Annotated in this window: 23 protein-coding genes and 3 pseudogenes; 9 read left to right on the top strand and 17 right to left on the bottom strand. The window is 38.8% G+C overall.

What is annotated here, in order from left to right:
* Together FTV13_RS12320 and FTV13_RS12315 are read right to left on the bottom strand one after the other, a co-directional pair.
* Positions 1-404 (bottom strand): annotated as a pseudogene (locus tag FTV13_RS12320) (transposase); the annotation flags it as partial.
* A gap of 98 nt (positions 405-502) precedes the next feature.
* Entirely contained in the window at positions 503-1,048 is a 546-nt protein-coding gene (locus tag FTV13_RS12315) for a DNA-binding protein (RefSeq protein WP_127800924.1), read from the bottom strand.
* A gap of 105 nt (positions 1,049-1,153) precedes the next feature.
* Here FTV13_RS12315 and FTV13_RS12310 point away from each other — a divergent pair.
* The 5 genes and pseudogenes from FTV13_RS12310 to FTV13_RS12290 all read left to right on the top strand — a co-directional run.
* Positions 1,154-1,639: pseudogene (locus FTV13_RS12310) on the top strand (IS3 family transposase); the annotation flags it as partial.
* 292 nt (positions 1,640-1,931) lie between these two features.
* Positions 1,932-2,255: a transcriptional regulator gene (locus tag FTV13_RS12305; protein ID WP_104505828.1), complete on the top strand. Its 324-nt coding sequence runs from the start codon at positions 1,932-1,934 to the stop codon at positions 2,253-2,255.
* Positions 2,236-2,550 (top strand): DNA-binding transcriptional regulator, encoded by a 315-nt coding sequence (locus FTV13_RS12300; protein WP_104505827.1) that lies wholly within the window; start codon positions 2,236-2,238, stop codon positions 2,548-2,550. The genes FTV13_RS12305 and FTV13_RS12300 overlap by 20 nt, the downstream gene beginning before the upstream one ends.
* 38 nt (positions 2,551-2,588) lie before the next feature.
* Positions 2,589-2,903, top strand: a complete 315-nt coding sequence (locus tag FTV13_RS12295; RefSeq protein WP_180012159.1) for a hypothetical protein — start codon at positions 2,589-2,591, stop codon at positions 2,901-2,903.
* Between the two features lie 726 nt (positions 2,904-3,629).
* A complete protein-coding gene (locus tag FTV13_RS12290; RefSeq protein WP_004733205.1) occupies positions 3,630-3,959 on the top strand; it encodes a four-helix bundle copper-binding protein in 330 nt (109 codons plus the stop codon).
* 129 nt (positions 3,960-4,088) lie between these two features.
* On the opposite strand, the gene FTV13_RS12285 is transcribed toward FTV13_RS12290, so the two are convergent.
* The 5 genes from FTV13_RS12285 to FTV13_RS12265 form a co-directional block, all read right to left on the bottom strand.
* Positions 4,089-4,382: a type II toxin-antitoxin system RelE/ParE family toxin gene (locus tag FTV13_RS12285; RefSeq protein WP_000221358.1), complete on the bottom strand. Its 294-nt coding sequence runs from the start codon at positions 4,380-4,382 to the stop codon at positions 4,089-4,091.
* Entirely contained in the window at positions 4,372-4,617 is a 246-nt protein-coding gene (locus tag FTV13_RS12280) for a type II toxin-antitoxin system RelB/DinJ family antitoxin (RefSeq protein ID WP_000246755.1), read from the bottom strand. Before FTV13_RS12280 ends, FTV13_RS12285 begins: the two co-directional genes overlap by 11 nt.
* A 179-nt stretch (positions 4,618-4,796) precedes the next feature.
* On the bottom strand, positions 4,797-5,726 hold the full coding sequence (locus FTV13_RS12275; RefSeq protein ID WP_159153668.1) for a copper resistance protein B: 930 nt from the start codon (positions 5,724-5,726) through the stop codon (positions 4,797-4,799).
* The gene (locus FTV13_RS12270; protein ID WP_004897649.1) at positions 5,713-6,051 is read right to left on the bottom strand and encodes a hypothetical protein; all 339 of its coding nucleotides are present in this window, start codon (positions 6,049-6,051) and stop codon (positions 5,713-5,715) included. Before FTV13_RS12270 ends, FTV13_RS12275 begins: the two co-directional genes overlap by 14 nt.
* A complete protein-coding gene (locus FTV13_RS12265; RefSeq protein WP_004733211.1) occupies positions 6,038-7,849 on the bottom strand; it encodes a copper resistance system multicopper oxidase in 1,812 nt (603 codons plus the stop codon). The genes FTV13_RS12270 and FTV13_RS12265 overlap by 14 nt, the downstream gene beginning before the upstream one ends.
* 601 nt (positions 7,850-8,450) lie before the next feature.
* On the opposite strand from FTV13_RS12265, the gene FTV13_RS12260 reads away from it, so the two are divergent.
* Positions 8,451-9,155 (top strand): IS6-like element IS1008 family transposase, encoded by a 705-nt coding sequence (locus FTV13_RS12260; protein ID WP_023278713.1) that lies wholly within the window; start codon positions 8,451-8,453, stop codon positions 9,153-9,155.
* Positions 9,156-9,208: 53 nt separating this feature from the next.
* Here the strand turns inward: FTV13_RS12260 and FTV13_RS12255 are convergent.
* The 4 genes and pseudogenes from FTV13_RS12255 to FTV13_RS12240 form a co-directional block, all read right to left on the bottom strand.
* Positions 9,209-9,406: pseudogene (locus FTV13_RS12255) on the bottom strand (hypothetical protein); the annotation flags it as partial.
* Between the two features lie 112 nt (positions 9,407-9,518).
* Positions 9,519-10,439 carry a copper resistance protein B gene (locus tag FTV13_RS12250; protein WP_004733213.1) on the bottom strand — a complete coding sequence of 307 codons (921 nt, stop codon included), beginning with the start codon at positions 10,437-10,439 and terminating at the stop codon, positions 9,519-9,521.
* Positions 10,426-12,369: a multicopper oxidase domain-containing protein gene (locus FTV13_RS12245; RefSeq protein WP_180012157.1), complete on the bottom strand. Its 1,944-nt coding sequence runs from the start codon at positions 12,367-12,369 to the stop codon at positions 10,426-10,428. Before FTV13_RS12245 ends, FTV13_RS12250 begins: the two co-directional genes overlap by 14 nt.
* 117 nt (positions 12,370-12,486) lie before the next feature.
* Positions 12,487-12,783 carry a hypothetical protein gene (locus FTV13_RS12240; protein ID WP_004281865.1) on the bottom strand — a complete coding sequence of 99 codons (297 nt, stop codon included), beginning with the start codon at positions 12,781-12,783 and terminating at the stop codon, positions 12,487-12,489.
* A gap of 148 nt (positions 12,784-12,931) precedes the next feature.
* On the opposite strand from FTV13_RS12240, the gene FTV13_RS12235 reads away from it, so the two are divergent.
* Both FTV13_RS12235 and FTV13_RS12230 read left to right on the top strand, forming a co-directional pair.
* The gene (locus FTV13_RS12235) at positions 12,932-13,612 is read left to right on the top strand and encodes a heavy metal response regulator transcription factor (RefSeq protein WP_004679347.1); all 681 of its coding nucleotides are present in this window, start codon (positions 12,932-12,934) and stop codon (positions 13,610-13,612) included.
* Positions 13,605-15,005: a heavy metal sensor histidine kinase gene (locus tag FTV13_RS12230; protein WP_005105857.1), complete on the top strand. Its 1,401-nt coding sequence runs from the start codon at positions 13,605-13,607 to the stop codon at positions 15,003-15,005. Before FTV13_RS12235 ends, FTV13_RS12230 begins: the two co-directional genes overlap by 8 nt.
* 38 nt (positions 15,006-15,043) lie before the next feature.
* Here the strand turns inward: FTV13_RS12230 and FTV13_RS12225 are convergent, their stop codons facing one another.
* The 6 genes from FTV13_RS12225 to FTV13_RS12200 all read right to left on the bottom strand — a co-directional run bounded on the left by FTV13_RS12225 (position 15,044) and on the right by FTV13_RS12200 (position 20,937).
* A complete protein-coding gene (locus tag FTV13_RS12225) occupies positions 15,044-16,327 on the bottom strand; it encodes an MgtC/SapB family protein (RefSeq protein WP_004663995.1) in 1,284 nt (427 codons plus the stop codon).
* Entirely contained in the window at positions 16,324-18,699 is a 2,376-nt protein-coding gene (locus tag FTV13_RS12220) for a heavy metal translocating P-type ATPase (RefSeq protein WP_063454658.1), read from the bottom strand. Before FTV13_RS12220 ends, FTV13_RS12225 begins: the two co-directional genes overlap by 4 nt.
* 11 nt (positions 18,700-18,710) lie before the next feature.
* Complete coding sequence (locus FTV13_RS12215; RefSeq protein ID WP_004681447.1) at positions 18,711-19,361, bottom strand: isoprenylcysteine carboxylmethyltransferase family protein; 651 nt, start codon at positions 19,359-19,361, stop codon at positions 18,711-18,713.
* Positions 19,358-19,630 carry a DUF2933 domain-containing protein gene (locus FTV13_RS12210; RefSeq protein WP_004755892.1) on the bottom strand — a complete coding sequence of 91 codons (273 nt, stop codon included), beginning with the start codon at positions 19,628-19,630 and terminating at the stop codon, positions 19,358-19,360. The genes FTV13_RS12215 and FTV13_RS12210 overlap by 4 nt, the downstream gene beginning before the upstream one ends.
* 28 nt (positions 19,631-19,658) lie before the next feature.
* The gene (locus FTV13_RS12205; protein ID WP_004681444.1) at positions 19,659-20,090 is read right to left on the bottom strand and encodes a hypothetical protein; all 432 of its coding nucleotides are present in this window, start codon (positions 20,088-20,090) and stop codon (positions 19,659-19,661) included.
* A 604-nt stretch (positions 20,091-20,694) separates the two neighbouring features.
* Positions 20,695-20,937, bottom strand: a complete 243-nt coding sequence (locus FTV13_RS12200) for a DUF2789 family protein (RefSeq protein WP_004281876.1) — start codon at positions 20,935-20,937, stop codon at positions 20,695-20,697.
* 351 nt (positions 20,938-21,288) lie between these two features.
* Between FTV13_RS12200 and FTV13_RS12195 the strand changes: the two genes are divergently transcribed.
* On the top strand, positions 21,289-21,669 hold the full coding sequence (locus FTV13_RS12195; protein ID WP_151825640.1) for a copper resistance protein CopC: 381 nt from the start codon (positions 21,289-21,291) through the stop codon (positions 21,667-21,669).
* Positions 21,670-21,707 lie beyond the last annotated feature (38 nt).

The raw sequence follows: 21,707 nt of genomic DNA, 5'->3' as shown, positions 1-21,707 counted from the left end.
GCTGAGTTTGGCTTGATAGCGGTAGCAGGTTTCACTAATGCCAAATGCTTTACAAGCCAAACGAATACTAATGGCATGCTGGGCAACTGCCTGTTGTGCCATCTTACGCCGGCAAGATGGCTTTACCCTTGCGCAGCAGTGCTGCTCATTGCCATCGCTTCCTGGATGATTTCGGCCTTTAATCGCTCTTCCGCATACATCTTTTTAAGTCTGGTATTTTCGGCTTCTAGCTCTTTCAGTCGAGCCATTAATGATGTATCCATACCACCATATTTGGCACGCCATTTATAAAAGGTAGCATTACTCATGCCGTGTTCACGGCAAAGGGTCGCTACAGGTGTGCCAGATTCTGCCTGTTTCAAGATGGACATGATCTGACTGTCAGTAAATTTAGATGTTTTCATGCAGAATCTCCTGCTCGTATCTTAAGAGAAAATTCTACTTTTAGATCCTATTATTTTTAGGGGGGATTACCAGCCTTCATCGTCAGTTACTTGTCTTTTTACATTGTAATCTGTTTTTCTAATTCAGCTATCCGTGCATTTGCATTAGTGAGTTGTGATTCCACATATTTGATCGAGCCTGATTTTTCGAGTAGCTGTTCATATTTGGCTTGCAAGGCGTTGTAGTCTTCTTTTGCCTTATCTGTACTAGCAAGAGCGACTTTCAGCTTGTCGGTGGTGTCATCAGTTTGTTTGACCTGTTCATCAAGTTTGATTTGCACCTGTTCCAGTTTTTCTGTGGTATCTGCAAGCTGCTTTTCCAGTTGTTGCACTGTTTCCGCATATCCGCCTTGTACTGCATCAATCCGTTCTTGCAATAGGGTTGCAATGACTTGTGACACGGTAACAAGTTCCGCATCTTTCAGAGTTTTTGCCGTAGTAACGGCTGCCGCCAGTTGCTCTTCAAGGATCTCTTTGCGGTATTTGTTGATAGTGGTCTTTGAGCCGCTACCAAGAACCGCAAGGATATTATCGTTAGTTGGGTTTGAGCCTTGTGCTGCAAGGGATTCGATGGCTTTTGCCACATCTGATTTAGTGATTGCCATGGGTTTACTTCCTATTGTGTACTGTACTTTATCGTATTTTAGTACATTACAGTACAGTACACAATCGATATTTTTTATGAATTATGACTAGCTAAAACTCACCCGTATATTCAAACCAATTCAGGTTGGGTCTATACCGCCTTTATTATTGATGTGTTCTCACGAGCAATTGTTGGATGGAAAGTATCAACACGTATGAATACAGACATGGTGCTCGATGCATTGGAGCAAGCATTGCATGACCGATGCATGCCAAAGAATGTGATTCATCATTCCGACAGAGGTGTGCAATATCTTTCCATTCGTTATACCAATCGTTTAGAAGCAGCAAATTTACGAGCATCAGTCGGTACGACTGGTGATTCATACGATAATGCTTTGGCTGAAACGGTGAATGGCTTATACAAAACAGAGGTGATTGAATATTTAAAAGCAGATTGGCAAGGTTTAGCAGATGTACAACTTGCGACACTAAACTGGGTAGATTGGTTCAATAAAGAACGTGTACATAGTGCACTGGGTTATGTATCACCTTTTGAGTTTGAAGCAATCTACTATGATAAGATTAATCCGTTAGGTCAGGTGGCCTAACTTAAATAAAAAGTCTCCGACAAACCCGGTACGGTTCAGAGTGCTAAATTTTTAAATACAGAGCTTCTGACATTGGGATAGATTTCCCAAAAGTAGTCATGGTGAGTACTCTGTATTGATTGCCTGTACTGATGTTTCAGTTTTTTCATTGTTCCTCCTAGGTAACATTACCTAGAAGGGATCCTCTGCAAAATAGTACATCGTCTTTAATCCTGTGAACTAAGAATTATCATTTAAAAATACCACAAAGTAGTATAAAATAAACTACTACAAGGTAGTATGAATGCAATCAATGTATACAATATGTGAGACTCCATTATTTACTAAATACTGTCTTGTTTATTGGACTCAGGAAGAATATGAGGAATTCAAAACATTCTTAGCATTAAATCCTGAAGCAGGAGATGTAGAGCCTAATGCAGGTGGTATTCGTAAGATTAGATGGACTAGCGGTGGTAGAGGTAAAAGTGGTGGTGTCAGAGTCATCTACTTTAATCGTTTAGCAAATGGAGAGATTTGGTTATTAACCTTGTACAGTAAAAAGCAAACTGTACAGCTTAGTAAGAAGACTCTTCAAGCATTAGTGGAGAAACTAAATGACTCGTTTAATGACTGAAAAAGAACTTGAGGCTTTTGAAGCAACTAGGGATATTGAAGCTGAAATATTACAAGGCATCGACGATATGCTTACTAGTAATGCAGCGAAAAGAACCGTAATCACTGAGACAGATGTAGCGTTAGCTCGTAGAAAGGCTCAACTAACACAAGATCAGTTTGCTAAGATTCTTGGCGTATCAAGACGTACTCTTGAATCATGGGAACAAGGTGCGAGAAGACCATCAGGAGCAGCAACATCCCTTATTCGATTATTTATTGTTGATCCAAAATTTGTAAAAGAGAGTCTGGCTTAATTTAGACAGCTCTCTACTATATTTATTTAAGGTTTTTTATGAAGCACTTAGGATTTGTGGGAAAAAGTACTGAATATTTAGGGTATACCCATATTGAAATTATCAATAGCTCATTACGCTTATCTTTCAATATTCCATCAACAAAAGATCTAGAAGAAACCTTTAAAAAGATAGTCGAAAATAGCTATGATTTACTCATGGAAACATCAGCAGAAATCGAGTTCGAATTAGAAAGTGAAACGCTAGCAAAGATAGAAACCATCATAAAAGAAAAAGGGATTGAACTTGATGAGTTTGTTCAAAATGCGCTGATTAAACTTATCAACCAAAATGAATTGGCTAAGACTGATTAGACCTTAAATGCAGACAATAAAAAACCCCGGCATCCTGCCGAGGTTTTTTATTGGAACTTTAGGTCTGTGCTGGCTTAGTGCTTGTCGTATCTGGCCCCATCCTGGTGCTCATTCTTTGTAATTCTAAGGAACTTCCTGTTCCTGACCAATTAATCATATGAAAATTCTACTATTCCGAATAGCCGCAAAGGACCGGAATTTACGTAAGCTAAAGCGTACAAAACAGCCTAAGTTTTATCCACAAGAAATGGGGATAATTTTGAACATTCACGCATTGATAAAATTTAAAAAATCTCAAAATCGACTACTTTTTAAACAAATTTATTGGCAAGAACTATCAAAACTGCTCATAAAAAAGCCGATTTGTTTCAAAATCGGTTTTTTGGGCATTTTTGGATTTTTCTTGTTTTATTAAGTATCTGATATTTATATTAATATACAAGTGTATTGCGTATAACCACCATTATGTTAAATAGAGGGAAAATCTATTTTTAAAGTGATAAAATTATTGTAGTTATTTTAAGAATAGCTGCTTTTGATACTTGATCATCTATCCTAATTAAAAACTGTTTTTTAATAATTTGGAATATAAATAAGATTTAGTTAAAATTAACATTATTCATATAAATTAACATTATGTATTACATTTACTAATAATTTAAAATAATTAGTAGAAAAAAATTATGTTTTAATTATTTCTTTGATTATATAAATTGAGAGTAAAAAATGATTAATACGAAATTTTCAGAGTGTATTTCTGCATGTACAAACTGTTCACTTATTTGTACTGAATGTGCAACTTCTTGTTTAAAAGAAAAAGATTTAGAGATGATGCGTGAATGTATTCAACGTTGTCTAGAATGTGCAGATATTTGTCAGTTATGTGTGCGTATGCAACAACATAACTCACCTTTCCTCAAAGAGATTTGTGAGCTTTGTGCTAAGATCTGTGAATATTGTGCGGAAGAGTGTGAAAAACATTCACATGATCATTGTAAAAAATGTGCTGAGGCTTGCCGTCAGTGTGCAGAAGAATGTCGAAAAATTGCCATGTAAAATACTTCAATAATGTTAATTATATGGCTCTAGACTAACATAATCATTCTGCTAGTCTTAGAGCCTTTCCTAAAATTAACATAATACACCTTATACGAAGCCAAAAATGGGAGCTTTAAGCTCCCATTTTTAGTCTTTAATTCGCTTTTTCGCTTCGTCATAAACTATGCTATCAGCTCGTTTTCCGACGGTAATGAGCAGGATAACTACCTGATCATCTTTAACTTGATAGACAAGTCGGACACCAGCTTTTAATAATTTGATTTTATAGCAACCTGCAAGATCGCCTCTAAGCATATTCTTTGGAATATGTGGCTGCTCTATGACTTTGGCTAGTTTCTTTTTAAATTGATCTCGTATAGCAACAGGGAGTTTTTCCCATTCTGCTGTAAAGTCCTTGTGACGTAAAAGCTTATAAGTCATCTAATGTGACTTCCTCAAACATCTCTTTAGGATCATTAATGCGCTTACGAACAAGAGCTAATAATTCTTCATCTTCTTCTGAAAGCAAAGCTTTTTTGACAGGCAGTTTCCCAGTCGTAGCAACATACTCAAGAATACTAGTGAAGAAATCCGTAGGTGCAATACCTTGCTCTTTAAGGATTGAATAAGATTTTTCTTTAAGGGCTTCATCGATCCTGAAGTTAACAGTAGCCATCATATTTCCCAAGTATTTAATGTACTAGGAATATTGTAATGCAAATTGCATTACAAGTCGACTTCGCATAACAGCCATTATGTTAAATGGAAGGAAGCAAAATAAGTTAACATTTTGCTTCCGGCCACATTAAGCTAGAGTTTTATTTAAATAAAGCTATTTAGTAATCATTAAATTAATTAAAATCTAAATCTAACACCAGCTCCATATAACCAACCTTTCTCAGAGTTTGATTCTATTTGCCACGACGTTTCATCATTACCTTTTGAATACTCATAGGCAATGTCGATATACGGCATGATCTTTTTACTGATTTCATAGCGAGTTTCAAACCCTGCGGTTGCACTGCTTAAACCAGTTTTTTTCGCATATTTAGAGTCATCACTAAAGATAGCATCCAACTCTAAATAAGGTTGAATAATCAACTTTTGCGTAATCAGAAAATCACGTTCCGTTTCTAGGCTAAAGCCCGCATAATTGTCTTCTCCCGCATAGAGATAAGCATCAGTTTCAAAGAAATATGGCGCCATACCATGTAAGCCAATCACCGCATCAACATTTTCTTCGGTGTCTTTGCGATGATCATTGAGTTCAACTTTTTCACTACGATAACGTGCACCAATCTGTGCATCCCAAAAGTCTGAAATCATACGGCTATATAAAAGTTTGGCATCATAATGTGCATCATGCGATTCTTCTTTATCGGCATGAATTTTAATAAAAACCTTATTTTCATCTGTGCCAATACGGGTTTCAAACTCTGACTTTAAATCACCTGTGCCATCTTCATTGACAAGCCACTTATTGTCCACTGTCGTAATCGCATAAATTTGCGCACCGTGTTCTGAGCGATGATCATAATGCGAACTCTGCTGAGCATTCGCATCTGGTACATGATGTAAATGATTAACCGTAGATGTTGCCTGATGTTGTGCCTGATTCATTTGAGAGCGATCCATTTGCATCGGCTGATTTTGACTAGAAGATGTAGCAACTGTCATTTTTTCAGGCGCACTATGATCTTCACCATTATGTGCCAAACTCACTGCACTGACCATCAACAAAGAGCTTGCTAAAACAGTTTTAGAAAAAAGATTAATGGTGCGCATGTTGATCTCCTTTCTGTACTTTTTGATCTTGCTGTTTCTCTGTTGATTTGTGATGCATTGGCTGATGACCTGCATGTTGATGGTTCATCGGTGCTGAATGTGCAGCATGATTCATTTTCCCCATCATCTGCATGTGTTGTGCATGCTCTTGTGGAGAATGCTGTGAATGATCCATCTCAGACATCGCTTGATGATTCATTGATGGTACATTTTTTCCATCAGTCTGAGCAGTTGAATGATGCCCTTCGTGCGCCAAACTTAAGCTTGTTAAACTCAATACCGCAACAGAAAAAAACGCTTTAAATACAAAATTAGTGATGTGCATGTCCAGCTCCTTTTTGCTCAGTTACTTGGTGAGTTTGAGTCGAATTTGTACCTTGAATTGGCGTTGTAGACACTTGTTCATCGCTAACATTTGCCACGATCAACTTGTTCATCATTCCTGCACTCATGTGATACAACAAATGACAATGGATTGCCCATTCGCCCAACTCATCCGCAGTTAATAAAGCAGTCACTGTTTTACCCGGTGGTACAATCAATGTGTGTTTATTCGGCATATCTACCGACTCTTGACCATTCTCCAACTGCATAAACATGCCATGTAAATGCATGGGGTGCGCCATCATACTGTCATTAATAAATTTGATACGGATACGCTCGCCATACTTCACTTTTAATGGCTCAGCATCGCTGAATTTTTTACCGTTAATCGTCCAAATATAACGCTCCATAGTACCGCCCAAACGCACTACTAATTCACTGCTAGCTTCACGAGTATCTTTTTGCGGTTCTAAAGATTTTAAATCACTATATTGCAAGGCTTTATTGCCCGCAGGTGTAGATGCATTTGCCCAACCATAAACCACTTGATCATTTTCTTGTGGTTTTGCTGTGCCATGCTGTGAATGATCCATTTTCGAGTGATCCATGCCTTGCATATCGCCATGGTTCATTTTTGAATGATCCATTTTCGAGTGATCCATGCCTTGCATATTGCCGTGGTTCATTTTCGAATGATCCATTCCTGCATGATCACCGTCACCATGTCCCATATCTTCCATGGTCAAAAGTGAGCGTGGACGTGGTGCAGGCATATGAATGCCATGTGTCATAGGATTTAGTTCATTGTGCAGTGTACCAATCGCATAACCTGAACGGTCAATTGACTCAGCTTCAATTTGATAATGTCCACCTTTTGGCTCCACAATCACATCATAAGTTTCAGCTGTGCCAATACGAAACTCATCCACAGCAACAGGTTTTACAGGCTGACCATCAGCACTGACCACAGTCATTTTCAAGTTAGGAATACGGACATCGTAGAAAGACATCGCAGATGCATTCACAAAACGTAGGCGAATTTTTTCATTCGGTTTAAACATTCCTGTCCAATTTTGTTCAGGTGTTTTGCCATTAATGAGGAAGGTATAACCTGTAACATCCGACATGTCGGTTTTTAGCATACGCATCTGATTCCACATTTTGCGGTCAGACCATGTCGCTTTTATGCCATCACGTTTAACCTGCTTCCAAACATCACCCAAGGTTTCACGCTGATCTTGATAATATTCAGCTGAAATTTTAAGATCTTTCTGAATTTGATCACTGGTTTTTTCATGAAAATCTGACAACATCACCACATAGTCACGTTCAGCTTTTTCATGTGCTGCCAATGGTGTTTTACCTTTTGGATAAATCACAAAAGAACCATATAAGCCGTCCTGTTCCTGTCCTTTAGAATGAGCGTGATACCAATAAGTCCCGCTTTGGCGAATCTTGAATTTATAAACATACTCGCTTTGAGGCTTAATACCGTTAAAACCATTAAATCCCGGTACACCATCCATAATGCCCGGCAACAACAGTCCGTGCCAATGAATAGAAGAATCTTGGTTTTTTAAATTATTTTTCACGCGAATGATGGCTTCATCACCCTCTTCAAACTCAAGCAAAGGCGCAGGAAATTGACCATTTACGGTAATGCGCTTTACAGGCTTTCCAGTTGGGCTGACCACTGCTTCATCAATAACAAGCTGATATTCACGCACTTCGGCAAAAACCAAAGGCGACGATGCAAAACAAATACCTGCTAATAGGTACGAACTAATTTTATGAGACATAACTTAACCTTAATTTTTGAAAAATAAATAAATTTTAAAAAAATTGGTTAAGTTTTAGGAGGACGTGAAATTTCTTGCCAATACCCATTTAGATATTGGTTGGGATAATAAAAATTAGGCTGATCTATAGAATAGAAGGTATCTAGGGGATCTAGCGAGCTTTGCAAAGAATGAAGACATGAGATCTGTGTCTGGCAGGATAAGCTAGAACATTCCTGACACTTTTTGTGATCTATATTCTGATTAAGAGCTAAATGATTATGGCAATCGGTATTCGTCTGTACTTCGTGATTAATACCATGTTGAGTGACTTGCTGTGCTTGATCTAAACAATGATCTTGGCTCATTTCAGTTTGCATATTGATATGCATTATCTTTACTGATGCAACAGACACACTACTCCATCCTATGGCAAAAACCATAAGAAAACAAAACCAAAGTTTTTTGGAGAGATGAGTCAACACGAATGCTATCTAGGAATAGAATTTAATCCAAAATATCTTAACGGAATTTCAAATATTTACAACTCAATATAATTGGCACTGTTGCAAATAGGCTGACATGATAAGCTAAATATCTTATTTATTTCGAGATACAGCAGATGAATCCCTTCCACGGTCGGCACTTTCAAGGTGAAATCATTCTTTGGGCTGTTCGTTGGTATTGTAAATATGGCATCAGCTATCGTGAACTTCAAGAAATGCTCGCTGAACGAGGCATAAATGTGGATCACAGTACAATTTATCGTTGGGTTCAGCGTTATGCTCCAGAAATGGAAAAACGGTTACGCTGGTATTGGCGTAATCCTACAGATTTACATTCATGGCATATGGATGAGACTTATATCAAAGTGAAGGGGCGATGGACTTACCTGTATCGTGCAGTTGATCAACGGGGTCATACGATTGACTTTTACCTTTCCGCTAGACGGAACAGTAAATCAGCCTATAGTTTTCTAGGAAAGATCTTCAATACGGTGAAAAAATGGCAAATTCCACGGGTCATCAATACAGATGAAGCAGCGACCTATGGCCATGCTTTATCACGGTTAAAGCGAGAAGGAAAATGTCCAGTAGATATTGAGCACAGGCAGATTAAGTATAAAAATAATGTCATTGAATGTGATCATGGTAAGTTAAAGCGGATCATCAGGGCCACATTAGGATTCAAATCTATGAAGACGGCTTATGCCACAATTAAAGGTATTGAAGTCATGCGTGCACTACGTAAAGGACAAGCATCGTCATTTTATTATGGTCAGCCTCAAGGTGAAGTGTGTCTAATCAACAGGGTTTTCGGTCTCTAAGCACTTTTAAAAAGGAACTTCATCGACTCAAATCTCTATTTGCAACAGTGCCTTTTTTTGACCTTTGCTTCAACTTTCATACAGTCGGTATGCATCATATCCTGGTTTTGAGATGCTTCCATTTGCATGGATTTCATCTGTTCAGATGGCATTAAACACCGCTTATGTACAGACGAAGCAGCAGCAGCCGATCCTACTAAAAGGATAGCAAACGATAAAAACAGCGATAGGCATGTTTTTAACCACTGCATAGAGATAAGACCAAAATTTAAGCTTTTTTAGTTTTACAGATTCGAAAGGAAATGACAACAATTTCATGAATAGTAGCCGAAGCTACCATTCATGATTCCAAGTCATATTATTTTAAAAAACTAATTCGATACCTGCACCATATTTCCATCCCTTTTCAGACTCTGTTGCCTCTTGCATAGAAGTGGCTTTCTGTCCTTTTTCATATTGGTAAGCAACATCAATGAAAGGTTTAATTCGCTTAGTAATCTCATATCGGGTTTTGATACCAGTTTTAAGTTCTGATAAACCTGATTTTGCAGCATAGTTAGAATCATCGCTAAATATTACATCTGCTTCGATATAAGGTTGAGTAATAAGTTTCTGAGTTAAAAGCAAATCACGTTCTAATTCAAAACTTGCTCCCCAAAAATTATTCTCACCGCCATAAAGATATGCTTGTGTTTCAAAGAAATAAGGAGCTAATCCTAATACACCAATAACACCATCAACTCGATCACTGTTGCTGCTATTTTTATCTTCGCTATATCTTACACCAGCTTGTATATCCCAAAATGGGGCTACGTTACGGCTATAAAGTGCTGATACAGCATATTTTGGATCATTACTTTCTGACTTTTCCGAATTGGCTTCAATAAATAGACGATTTTCATCTGTTCCAATCAAAGTTTCAAGCTTTGTTCCTAGGTTGCCCTTACCGTCTTCATCAACCATCCATGCATTTTCAAGTCTTGTTACTTGATAAATTTGTCCGCCATGTTCTTTAAGATGATCATCGTGAGATCCGTCTGATGTCTTTCTTGCAGTCAAAATAATATTATCTCCCCCATTTGCATTTTCCATTGAATAATATTCTGGATACAATTCTTGGGGGCTATATCTTAAGCCGCCAGACTCCTGTAATAAGACTCTCATACCATTTGTAATATTACTTTCTTGTTCCGAAGTGCTGCTATTAGCAAAAGTTAAGTTTGATATACTTATTAATGCAATTGATAAGACTGTTTTTGAGAAGAAATTCTTAGTGATTTGCATGTGGATTTACTCCCTTCTCATTTACTTGGGACTGAGGAACAGTCTTTGTAGAATTACCATCTTCCACTTGAGCTACAATGAGTTTATTCATCATTCCTGCACTCATATGGTAAAGCAGGTGACAATGAATAGCCCACTCACCTAACTCATCAGCTGTGAGTAGAGTGGTTATCGTTTTCCCAGGTGGAACAATTACCGTATGTTTGTTTGGCATATTGCTTGGATCCTGACCATTCTCAAGCTGCATAAACATGCCATGTAAGTGCATTGGGTGAGCCATCATACTGTCATTGACAAATTTTAAGCGAATACGTTCACCATACTTCACCACTAGTGGGTCGGCTTCATTAAATTTTTTACCATTTATTGTCCAAATATAACGCTCCATGTTTCCACCAAGACGGATCTCTATTTCACGTTCAGCTGCACGAGTGTCTTTTTGAGGATCTAACGATTGCAAATCACTATATTGCAATGCTTTATTACCTTCAGGTGTTGAAGCATTTGCCCATCCAAATACGGTATTATCATTCTTGTCTGAAGCCGCCTTAACAGTAGCGCTATTCATCGGCATATCATGATCCATACCTTTCATAGAAGACATATCATGATCCATACCTTTCATAGAAGACATATCGTGATTCATGCCTTTCATAGAAGACATATCGTGATTCATGCCTTTCATAGAAGACATATCATGATTCATATCTTTCATAGAAGACATATCATGATCCATACCTTTCATAGAAGACATATCGTGATTCATGCCTTTCATAGAAGACATATCATGATCCATACCTTTCATAGAAGACATATCGTGATCCATATCTTTCATAGATGACATATCATGATTCATTCCCATATCTTCCATAGTCAATAAAGAACGAGGACGAGGCTTAGGCATCTCAATTTGTTTGACTGCTGGGCTGCTTTCTTCATGTAATGTTCCCACTGAAAAACCGGTACGATCAATAGATTCAGCTTCAATTTGGTAATGTGCTTGTTTTGGTTCCACAATGACATCATAGGTTTCAGCAGTACCAATACGGAACTCATCTACAGGAACCGGCTTTACAGGTTGACCATCAGCACTGACTACAGTCATTTTTAGGTTTGGAATGCGTACATCAAAGAATGACATAGCGGAAGCATTAATAAAACGAAGGCGAACTTTTTCACCAGCTTTGAAGTTACCGGTCCAGTTTTGCTGAGGTGTTTTGCCATTCATTAAAAATGTATAACCAGTCACATCGGACATATCTGTTTTCAGCATTCGCATCTGATTCCACATAGAACGGTCTTGCCAAGTCGCTTTTAGCCCATCACGTTTAACTTGTTTTAATACATCGAATACTGTTTCGCGGCGGTTCTGATAGTAATCTGCTTCTTTTTTAATATTTTTCATAATTTGATCACTTGTCGAATTATGAAAATCAGAAAGCAAAACAACGTAATCTTTATCGGTTTTTTCAGCAGCTGTTAGTGGAGTTTTATCTTTAGGATAAATAACAAAAGCACCATATAAACCGTCTTGTTCTTGTCCTTTACTATGTGAATGATACCAATAAGTACCATTTTGGCGGACTTTAAACTTATATTCATAAGTTTTATTAGGGGCAATGCCATTAAATTTGTTAAATCCAGGTACACCATCCATAATTCCAGGTAATAATAAGCCATGCCAATGGATTGAAGAGTCCTGATTTTTTAACTTATTGTGAACACGGATAACGGCCTCATCACCTTCTTCAAATTCAAGAAGTGGTGCAACGAATTTACCATTTACAGTAATTCTCTCAACTGGTTTTCCTGTGATATTTACAGTTTGTTCAGCGATTGTTAAATCATATTCTTTAACTGCCGCCATTACCCAAGTTGATGAAAATAAACCAACTCCAATTAAGAGTATATGACTTAACTTTTTTGACATTCTATCTCACCTTTAGATTTTTTGACATTCTATCTCACCTTTAGAAAGGTCAAGGTTGAAGTAATAAAGCAAATATTTAGTATAAACTTTAATACTTCTTTCTCGCTATTTATAAAATTATTTATTGCTACTAGGCATATTCATCTTTGAATGATCCATTTTAGAATGGTCCATATTCATCATAGAATGATCCATTTTTGACATGTCAGATGAGTTAGGAGACTGATGTTGACTATGATCTTGCTGAGTCTTGTCATCTTTTTCCATTTTACAAGGTTTTGTACAAGGTTCCTGTGCTTTTACCGTTTTAGTGGCACTTGAGGTTGATACATCTTTTGCCCAAGATTGAGTACCAGCAATTAAAGTTCCAGCACACATTAAAATTGTTAGACTACGACGCACTACAGTTTTCATAAGTTTCTCTAAAAGTTAATTTCTTGCTACTACACTAAAGTGAAGCACTGAACATCTAAGTGACTTGAAAATGACATTTTTGTAATCTATCTCGATCAGATGTTTTATAACGTTATTATAGTTTTAATGAATAACTTAGGATTCTGAGATGAGAATACTATTAGTTGAAGATGAACAAAAAACTGGTGATTATCTCAAGCAAGGTTTATCCGAAGCTGGCTATATTACGGACTGGGTTACAGATGGGTTAACGGGTAAACATCAAGCTCTTTCTGAAGAGTATGACTTAATTATTTTAGACGTGATGTTACCTGGACTAAATGGTTGGAATATTATCAATGATATTCGTAGCAGCGGTAAAACAATGCCCATTCTTTTTCTTACCGCCCGAGATCAAATCGAAGATCGAGTAAAAGGATTAGAGCTAGGCGCTGATGATTATTTAGTTAAGCCTTTTGCTTTTGCAGAGCTTCTAGCTCGAATAAAAACGCTCCTTAGACGAGGGCAACAAAGAGAAGATAATAATATTATTAAGATTGCTGATTTAGAACTTGATTTGAGAAAACGTCGGGTAACACGAGCAGGTCAACGCATTGATCTGACGGCTAAAGAATTTGCGCTTATGGAGCTTTTTATGCGTAGAAGAGGTGAAATTCTACCAAGAGCACTTATTGCATCTCAAATTTGGGATATGAACTTTGATAGTGATACAAATGTAGTTGAAGTCGCTATTAAACGATTAAGAAATAAAGTAGATAGTAATTTTACCCCTAAGTTAATTCAGAATATTCGAGGAATGGGGTATGTATTAGAGGTAGAAGATGAATAATAAATTATTCAAATCTATCAGTTTTCGTATTGGTATTATTTTCTCATTATCGACTATATGCATTCTCATTATGATGGGGTTTTTCATCCATAAATTAGTGATGCATCATTTTGAAACGCAAGATCGTACCCAATTAGAAGGTAAAATCCAGCTTATTCAGAATCTTCTCCAACAGCATCCTAAAAATTCTCCAGAACTTGATCTATATTTGAAAGATGCTTTAGTTGGACACCATGATCTTATGGTCCAAATAGAACGACCGGCAGGTCAGATTTTATTTAGTTCAGCATCTTCAATCATTAATACTCAACAGTTAATCAAGTCAGCAAATAACCCTTGGATTAAATGGAAAATTAAGAATAAGACCTATCGTGGCATGATCTACAACACGGATATAAACAAAAATACTGAAATACAATCTGTACGCATTATTGTGGGGATAGATACATCTGAACATCTACATTTTTTAAATGATTTTAAGCGTCAACTTTTTTACATTGGTTTAGCCGGTACGATTTGTTTAATGTTTTTAGGTTGGTTTGCAACCTGGAGAGGTTTAAGACCCGTGCAAAAAATGGCTAAGGTCGCAGAAGGCATTTCTGCCCAACATCTTTCAGAACGTTTAGAAGTTGAGCACACACCAACAGAACTAAAATCATTAGCAATTGCCTTCAATGATATGCTCGACAGACTAGAATCAGCTTTAGAAAGGCTTTCCGATTTTTCATCTGATTTAGCGCATGAAATTAGAACACCGATTAATAACTTAATGACTCAAACTCAAGTATGTCTTGCCCGTAAACGAGATACCAGTACCTATCAAGAAGTACTATTTTCTAATTTAGAAGAATTAGAACGTTTGGCTCGAATGGTATCCGATATGCTTTTCTTGGCAAAAGCAGAACATGGCCTAAAATTACAGAACTTACAGAATATTGACCTGGTTAAAGAAGTTACAGCCTTATTTGATTTCTATGATGCGCTAGCTGCCGAAAAAAATATGACGCTTCAACAAACAGGATCTGGAAATGTCAAAGGTGATCCTGCTATGTTACGTCGAGCACTCAGCAATCTATTATCTAATGCAGTTAAATATGGAAATAAGAATTCTACAATACGCATAAAACTTCAACAGAATTTAGATAACACAATATTTTCAATTGAAAATGAAGGCCCTGAAATCTCTCCTGAACAACTATCCAGGTTATTTGATCGATTTTATCGAACAGATGCATCTAGACAAAGAACAGAAGAAGGAACCGGCTTAGGGCTCGCGATAACAAAATCTATTCTTGATATGCTTGGGGCGACCATCCAGGCTGAATCCCTCAATGGTCGAATCATTTTTACCATTGTTTTTCAAAGTGAATCCATGCAAGGGGAATCATTTTAACTCATTTTTTGAACATCTTCCATTTACCCGAGTTGACCTTACATAAAGCTCAAACTGAGAGCCAGAGCTACGCCAGCACCTATCATGGCAATTGTGTAGCCAAATATGATAGCTCGGCCAAACTGTGCCCCCCCTGTCATCCATGCAATTGTCGCTTTGCTTAACATGTTGCTCAGTGTGGCCAGCCCTAGCGCGACAGCAGCCACATTTGTTGTTAAGCCTTCAGTACTATGCAGGCGGGCAAGTGAGACTAAAATAGCATCTACGTCTGCTAGCCCAGAAATAGTCGATAATACGAAGATGCCGCTGGTGCCCAACCATTGTTTTGCTGCCGGGACCAAGACTGCCATGACAGCCAGGAAAGCAGCGAAGCTGAATGCTGTCCCAAGATCAAAAGGAGCCATTGCTTCTATTGTTCGATCGTTGTTTTCAGCGCTGGTAATTTGGCGTTGTCTCCACAATGCCATACCCAGCAGAAGGATTCCCGCAATCATCATTGCACCACCAAAAGTGCTTAGCAATGCTGGCTCAATGACGCCTATCAGCACAACCATACGAAAAAACATGATGCCACAGGCAGCCAATGTTCCAGAAATAGCAGCACTGACCATGACGGGGTGCTGGCGTGTATAGCGTGCCAGTGCGACAGTTGCAGCTGTAGAAGATGCCAAACCACCCAATAGACCTGTCCAGAATATGCCTCTTTCTGAACCGGTAAGCCGCATGGCAAAATGACCTGCCAGAGAGAGTCCGGCAATCAGGATCACTGCCCACCATAACTGGTAAGGATTTAATGCAGCAAAAGGTCCCAGACCCGTATTGGGTAAGTAGGGTAATATAACGACAGAAAGTACCAGCAACTGCAGGGATGCGGTTAATTCACGATGCTCTATCAAGCGTAGCCAACCGTGTAAGGTTGGCTTGAGATCCAAAAATACAGCGACGATTACAGCCGCGGTTAATGCTAAAGTAACATTACCATGGGATGCATATGCACCTAAAACTAATGTCAACAGCATCGCGATCGTCGTGGTAGCGCTTAGATTACCGGAAAGTTTTGCGGTACGCGCGTAGGACACTGTTAATAATAAGGAAAGCCCTAATACGGCCGCGACCAGCGGCCAAGGCCCGAAGTTTGGTTGTAAATGACCGAGCACTCCTCCGAGCAATCCTGTCAATGTGAAGGTACGTAGGCCTGCTACTCGGCTGCCCTCGGGCAATTCACGATCGTGCCATCCTCGTTCTAAACCAATGAGCAGGCCGATGGCAAGTGCTGCAATAAGACCTGGTACATCTGGTGGAAGAAAAGAACTCTCTATCATAACTTTTTATTTCGCAGGCGAAGGGCATTCGTGATGACTGAAGCTGAACTAAAACTCATCGCCAAGGCCGCAATCATGGGTGACAATAACCAACCGGTAAATGGATAGAGTACGCCAGCTGCGATTGGGATACCCAAGGCATTGTAAAGGAAAGCAAACATGAGGTTCTGTTTCATGTTGCCAACAGTAGCTTCCGAAAGGGAACGGGCAACCGCGATACCGCGTAAATCCCCCTTGACCAGCGTAACTTGAGCACTATTCATTGCGACATCAGTTCCGGTCCCCATAGCGATACCGACATCAGCCTTGGCTAGTGCTGGTGCATCATTGATTCCATCGCCGGCCATTGCCACGATGCGACCTTCCTTCTGCAATTTGCTGACCAGTTCTAGTTTATCTGCGGGTTTAACTTCACCATGTACCTCATCAATACCCAGACGTGCTGCGACTGAACGGGCAGTGGTGAGACCATCTCCTGTTGCCATCACGATACGTAGTCCAGCTTCCTTCAGGGTGGCAAGTGCTTCAGGGGTACTTTTTTTGATGGGATCGGATACTGCAAGCAGGCCGGCCAATTCACCATTGATGGCTAGATGCATCACACTTGCACCTTCTGAACGCAGCTCTTCGGCTTGCGGAATCAGAGATTGTACCGAGATACCTAATTGCTCCATCAGTGCTGTGTTGCCCAAAGCTAACTGACGATCGCCCACTTGACCTCGAACACCAATCCCTGAGCCTGATTCAAAATTATCTGGTGTTTCAAGAGACAGGCCACGTTCGTGTGCTGCATTTACAATCGCTTCGGCTAGCGGGTGTTCACTGCCTTGATCAAGACTGGCGGCTAAACGTAATACTTCAGATTCATCGAAACCTGATGCGGCAACCACACGATCGAATACAGGGCGTCCTTCGGTCAACGTACCTGTTTTATCGATGATTAGTGTGTCAATCTTGCGCAGATTCTCAATGGCTGCTGCATCGCGGAACAACACACCATGAGTAGCACCTTGACCCGTTGCAACCATGATAGACATTGGAGTTGCCAAGCCTAGTGCACAAGGACAGGCAATAATGAGTACTGCCACAGCATTGATTAATGCATAAACCCAGCTCGACTCTTCTGGGCCGAACAATCCCCATCCAAAGAAGGTAAGCAAGGCAATGGTCACTACAGCCATGACGAACCAACCTGCTACCTGATCAGCCATACGTTGCATTGGTGCTCTCGAGCGTTGAGCTTGTGCCACCATCTGTACGATCTGGGACAACATGGTACTTGAACCAATTTTCTCTGAACGCATGATCAATGAACCATTGGTATTCAGGGTAGCGCCAATGACTTTATCGCCGACACGTTTAGTGATTGGTAAAGGTTCGCCTGTCAGCATTGATTCATCTACTGAACTACTTCCTTCAGTGACTACACCATCCACAGGAACTTTTTCACCTGGGCGGATGCGAAGTAAATCTCCTACATGGACATGAGTCAGAGGAACGTCTTCCTCAGTTCCATCGGACAGAATTCGGCGAGCTGTTTTAGGAGCAAGTCCGAGTAGTGACTTAATTGCAGCAGAAGTTTGCGAACGTGCTTTTAATTCTAGTATTTGTCCCAGTAGGGTCAACGAAATAATGACCGCTGAAGCTTCAAAGTAAACAGCGACACGGCCCATGGAAATAAATGAGTCTGGAAAGATTTGTGGCGCTACAGTTGCAACCACACTGTAAATAAAAGCAGCCCCTGTACCTAGACCGATCAGGGTCCACATGTTCGGGCTGCGATTCACGACCGATTGCCAACCACGGGAAAAAAATGGCCAACCTGCCCACAGTACAATCGGGAGTGACAACACTAATTCAATCCAGCTCTGAACTGCCATGTCGAACAGGTTCAGTTGATGGCCAAACATTGCCAAAAAAGTCACGACTATGGTGAGTGGCAGTGTCCACCAGAAGCGTCGACGGAAATCACGTAACTCAGGATTCTCATCTTCCTCTAACTCGGGAATGAGTGGCTCCAGTGTCATTCCGCATTTAGGACAGTTTCCAGGATGATCCTGTCTAATTTCTGGATGCATTGGGCAAGTATAGATGGTCGTGCCTGTTGTGCTTGCATCATTAACGGATTGAGTAGTCTGATGATGCTGTGTATGTGCATCGGCAGTCGTCGTTGCGGGTTTAGCGATATATTGCACCGGGCTGCTATGAAACTTTGATTGACATTTATCACTGCAAAAAAAGTAAGTTTTCCCCTTAAATTCCTCATGGTATTTCGATTCTTCAGTGACGGTCATACCACAGACTGGGTCTTTCAGTACGTCTGTTGTAGCCTGTGCCATATGGTCCTGGTTATGATTTTTTTGATCTGACATAAATAATTCTCTTATGGAAAAGTGGTTTTATGGCCGAATTTTGGAATAAATCTCGGAGTCTGTTGAGCATAGCTGTCATAGACAGCGCCAAACTGTTTACTCATTTCAGCCTCTTCCTTAATTGCCAAGCGGCTGTACATTAAGAGTAAGATTGGAAACATAATCAGTGTCAGTAAAGTTGGCCATTGCAATAAAAACCCCAGCAAGATCAAGATAAAAGCCACGTATTGGGGGTGACGTATGCGCGCATAGGGTCCGGTTACTGCCAATTGGTGATGACGTTGTGCGTGGTACAACACGTTCCATGCTGATGACAGTAAATAGAAACCATAGCCCAAAAAAATATAACTCGCGATGTGCAGAATGCCAAAATGTGGATCACCCTTTTCACCCAGTAGCGTTGACCATAAGTGACCTGAGTTATGCGACAGCAAATCAAGTTCAGGAAAGCGAGTTTGTAGCCAGCCTGACAACAGGTAAATGGTTAAAGGGAAACCATACATCTCGACAAACAATGCAATGATGAAAGCAGAGAAAGCGCTAAAAGTACGCCAGTCTCGTGCTGTGGCGGGTTTAAAAAAACTGAAGGCAAACATAATGAAAATTGCCGAATTTATGATGACGAGCCACCACAGACCATAGGCCGATTCCGCATGATTCATGAGGGGTCTCCTGGTTCGCGTGATTTTTTATTATCTGATGTGTCTGGATTTTTCTGTTGATGATGGTGATGTCCATGACCACCATGCATAAAAATATGCATGAGTGGGCATGCTAAAAGGAGTAAAAAGGGTAAAACACCAACGACATGGGCCAAATGCTCGGTTAAGAGAAAATAGGCTGCCACACCACCAATCACGAATAGGCCGATGGCATAACGTGTAGACCAAAAGTTAGGTACTGAATTATGTTCTTGAGGTTGATGGTTCATGGTGCTTCCCTCTCTAATTCATGGGTAATTATTTAGTTGTGGAGGGAGGCATACAGTCCATCATCATCTGCATCATGGATTGCATCATGTCCATACGTTTTTCCATCATCTGCTGACGGTCAGCCATATTTGCATTCATGCTTTGGCCGCTCATCTGTTTCATCATGCTCATACCTCCTTGCATGAGTTTCATGTGCTCAGCCATAAGTTTTTGACGTTCTTGAGGGTTTTTTGCAGCCATCATCTTTGCATGCATGGCTTGCATTGCTTTCATGTGCTGGTCCATTGCAGCCATTTTATCTGTAGCAGTGGTGCTGGTAACTGTTTGCTTAATTGTTACTGCAGATGGTGCTGTTTTTTCAGGATGGTGATCTTTGTGTTCATCGGATTGCTGTGCAAATGTATTCAATGACGCGGCTGCGATACATAAGCCCAAAAAAATGTTTTTGAATTTCATCATAATTTTTTCCTTTAAATAATTTGGAAGTAAAAGCTATGTTTTAGTACTGAACAGAGTCTAGGAATTTGACTACTAAACTGATGAAATTTTTGGTTATTCTCTGTCTCTCTTAAAAATTTTAGCACTATTAATTAATTATTTTTAAAAATGACAAAAATGTAATTTTGAGATCTTCTCGAAATATATAGTCTATGCTGAGATGACAAAAATTTTATTTAATATTAATCTTTTAAAACTATTAAAGTTGTTATGATTTTATGTGCTTAAAAAAAATAAAAATGAAATGATTAGATGACTCCAAGGCTAGTTAGAGACACATTCTTAATGTAATTTACACTGTTATTCCTTTAAAGAAAAAATACAGTTGATCAAAATAGTTTTTTATAGAAAAAAGGGTGGATAATTTAATTATTAAACTTATTGGTATATTTATTAGATAGAAGGTAAAGAAGATTATTTTTAATATTAGGGTTTATAATCCAAATTTCAGAGTAAGGAATCTACTACTTATATAATAGAGACTCTATCTCCAAAACAGTACTACTGTATGAATGAGTTGTATTCAATGCAGGGAAGAATGTAGATCCTTAATACTAACGGAAAATTATTTTACTGAATTTTCATGTAAAGACTCATTTAATTGATCAATCACTGTCGTCCATTCACCATCAGAGTGTAGTTTTTCTTCTAAAAAATGACGTTGAGCATCAGTCCAAAAAATTGCTTGTGTTAAAAAAACATCTCCAGCTAGCTGATGGCTCTCTATGAATTTTGCAATTGCTTCTTCAGTAGAAGCTAAACCAAGCTGTTCAAATAATTTGGTCATTCTTGGACGTGTTTGAGTCATGTGCTTAGCCCACAAATTTATATTAGATCAAATTAAACATAACATGTTTATATTTAAACTAAAATATAAAAAATTAAATAGCTACTATTTTCTTAGACAAAATGATTACTACATTTCATAAATCAACCACCTACATAATTTGTTTGTTAAATGATCATTATTTTTCAATAAGATTATTTTAATAGTTAAAGATTTTAAATTTTAAAAATGACAAAAATGTAATTTTGAAGTCATCGCTATGTTTCTGTCTCTCACTAATAATTGAAATATAAGAGGAGATGATGTGGTCTCATTAAATATAGATTTTATAAAGTCATCTCTAATGAACTAACGAATCAAGAGGAAACGTAAATGAAATTATTTCAAAATAAAATGACTGCTATACGTAATGTTGTAGTAGCTGCAACGATGATTGTGGCTACTACAACTACGTTCGCTCATGTGAGTTTAGTGAGTGCGATTCCTGCGGAAAATGCATCTATCCTTAGTCAACCAAAGAACTTGACCCTTAACTTTGGTGCAGAGGTTATGTTGATGAATATTAAGTTACTGGATGCTCAGCGAAGAGATGTTCCTTTAAAATATAAAGTTACTCATGACTTAAAGAAATCCTTTGATGTCGCTCTTCCGAAACTGAAAAAAGGTAAATATACCGTTGTCTGGACAACAATGGGGAAAGATGGTCACAACATGAATGGTGAATATAGTTTCACTATCAAATCAACTAAATAAGAATTGATTACCTTTCAACATGTCAGTGAGGTGCTGGC

This window comes from Acinetobacter sp. YH12235 (assembly GCF_013417705.1).
GTDB lineage: Bacteria > Pseudomonadota > Gammaproteobacteria > Pseudomonadales > Moraxellaceae > Acinetobacter.
The sequence above is the reverse complement of the archived record's forward strand: the minus strand, read 5'-3'. Positions and strand labels throughout refer to the sequence as shown.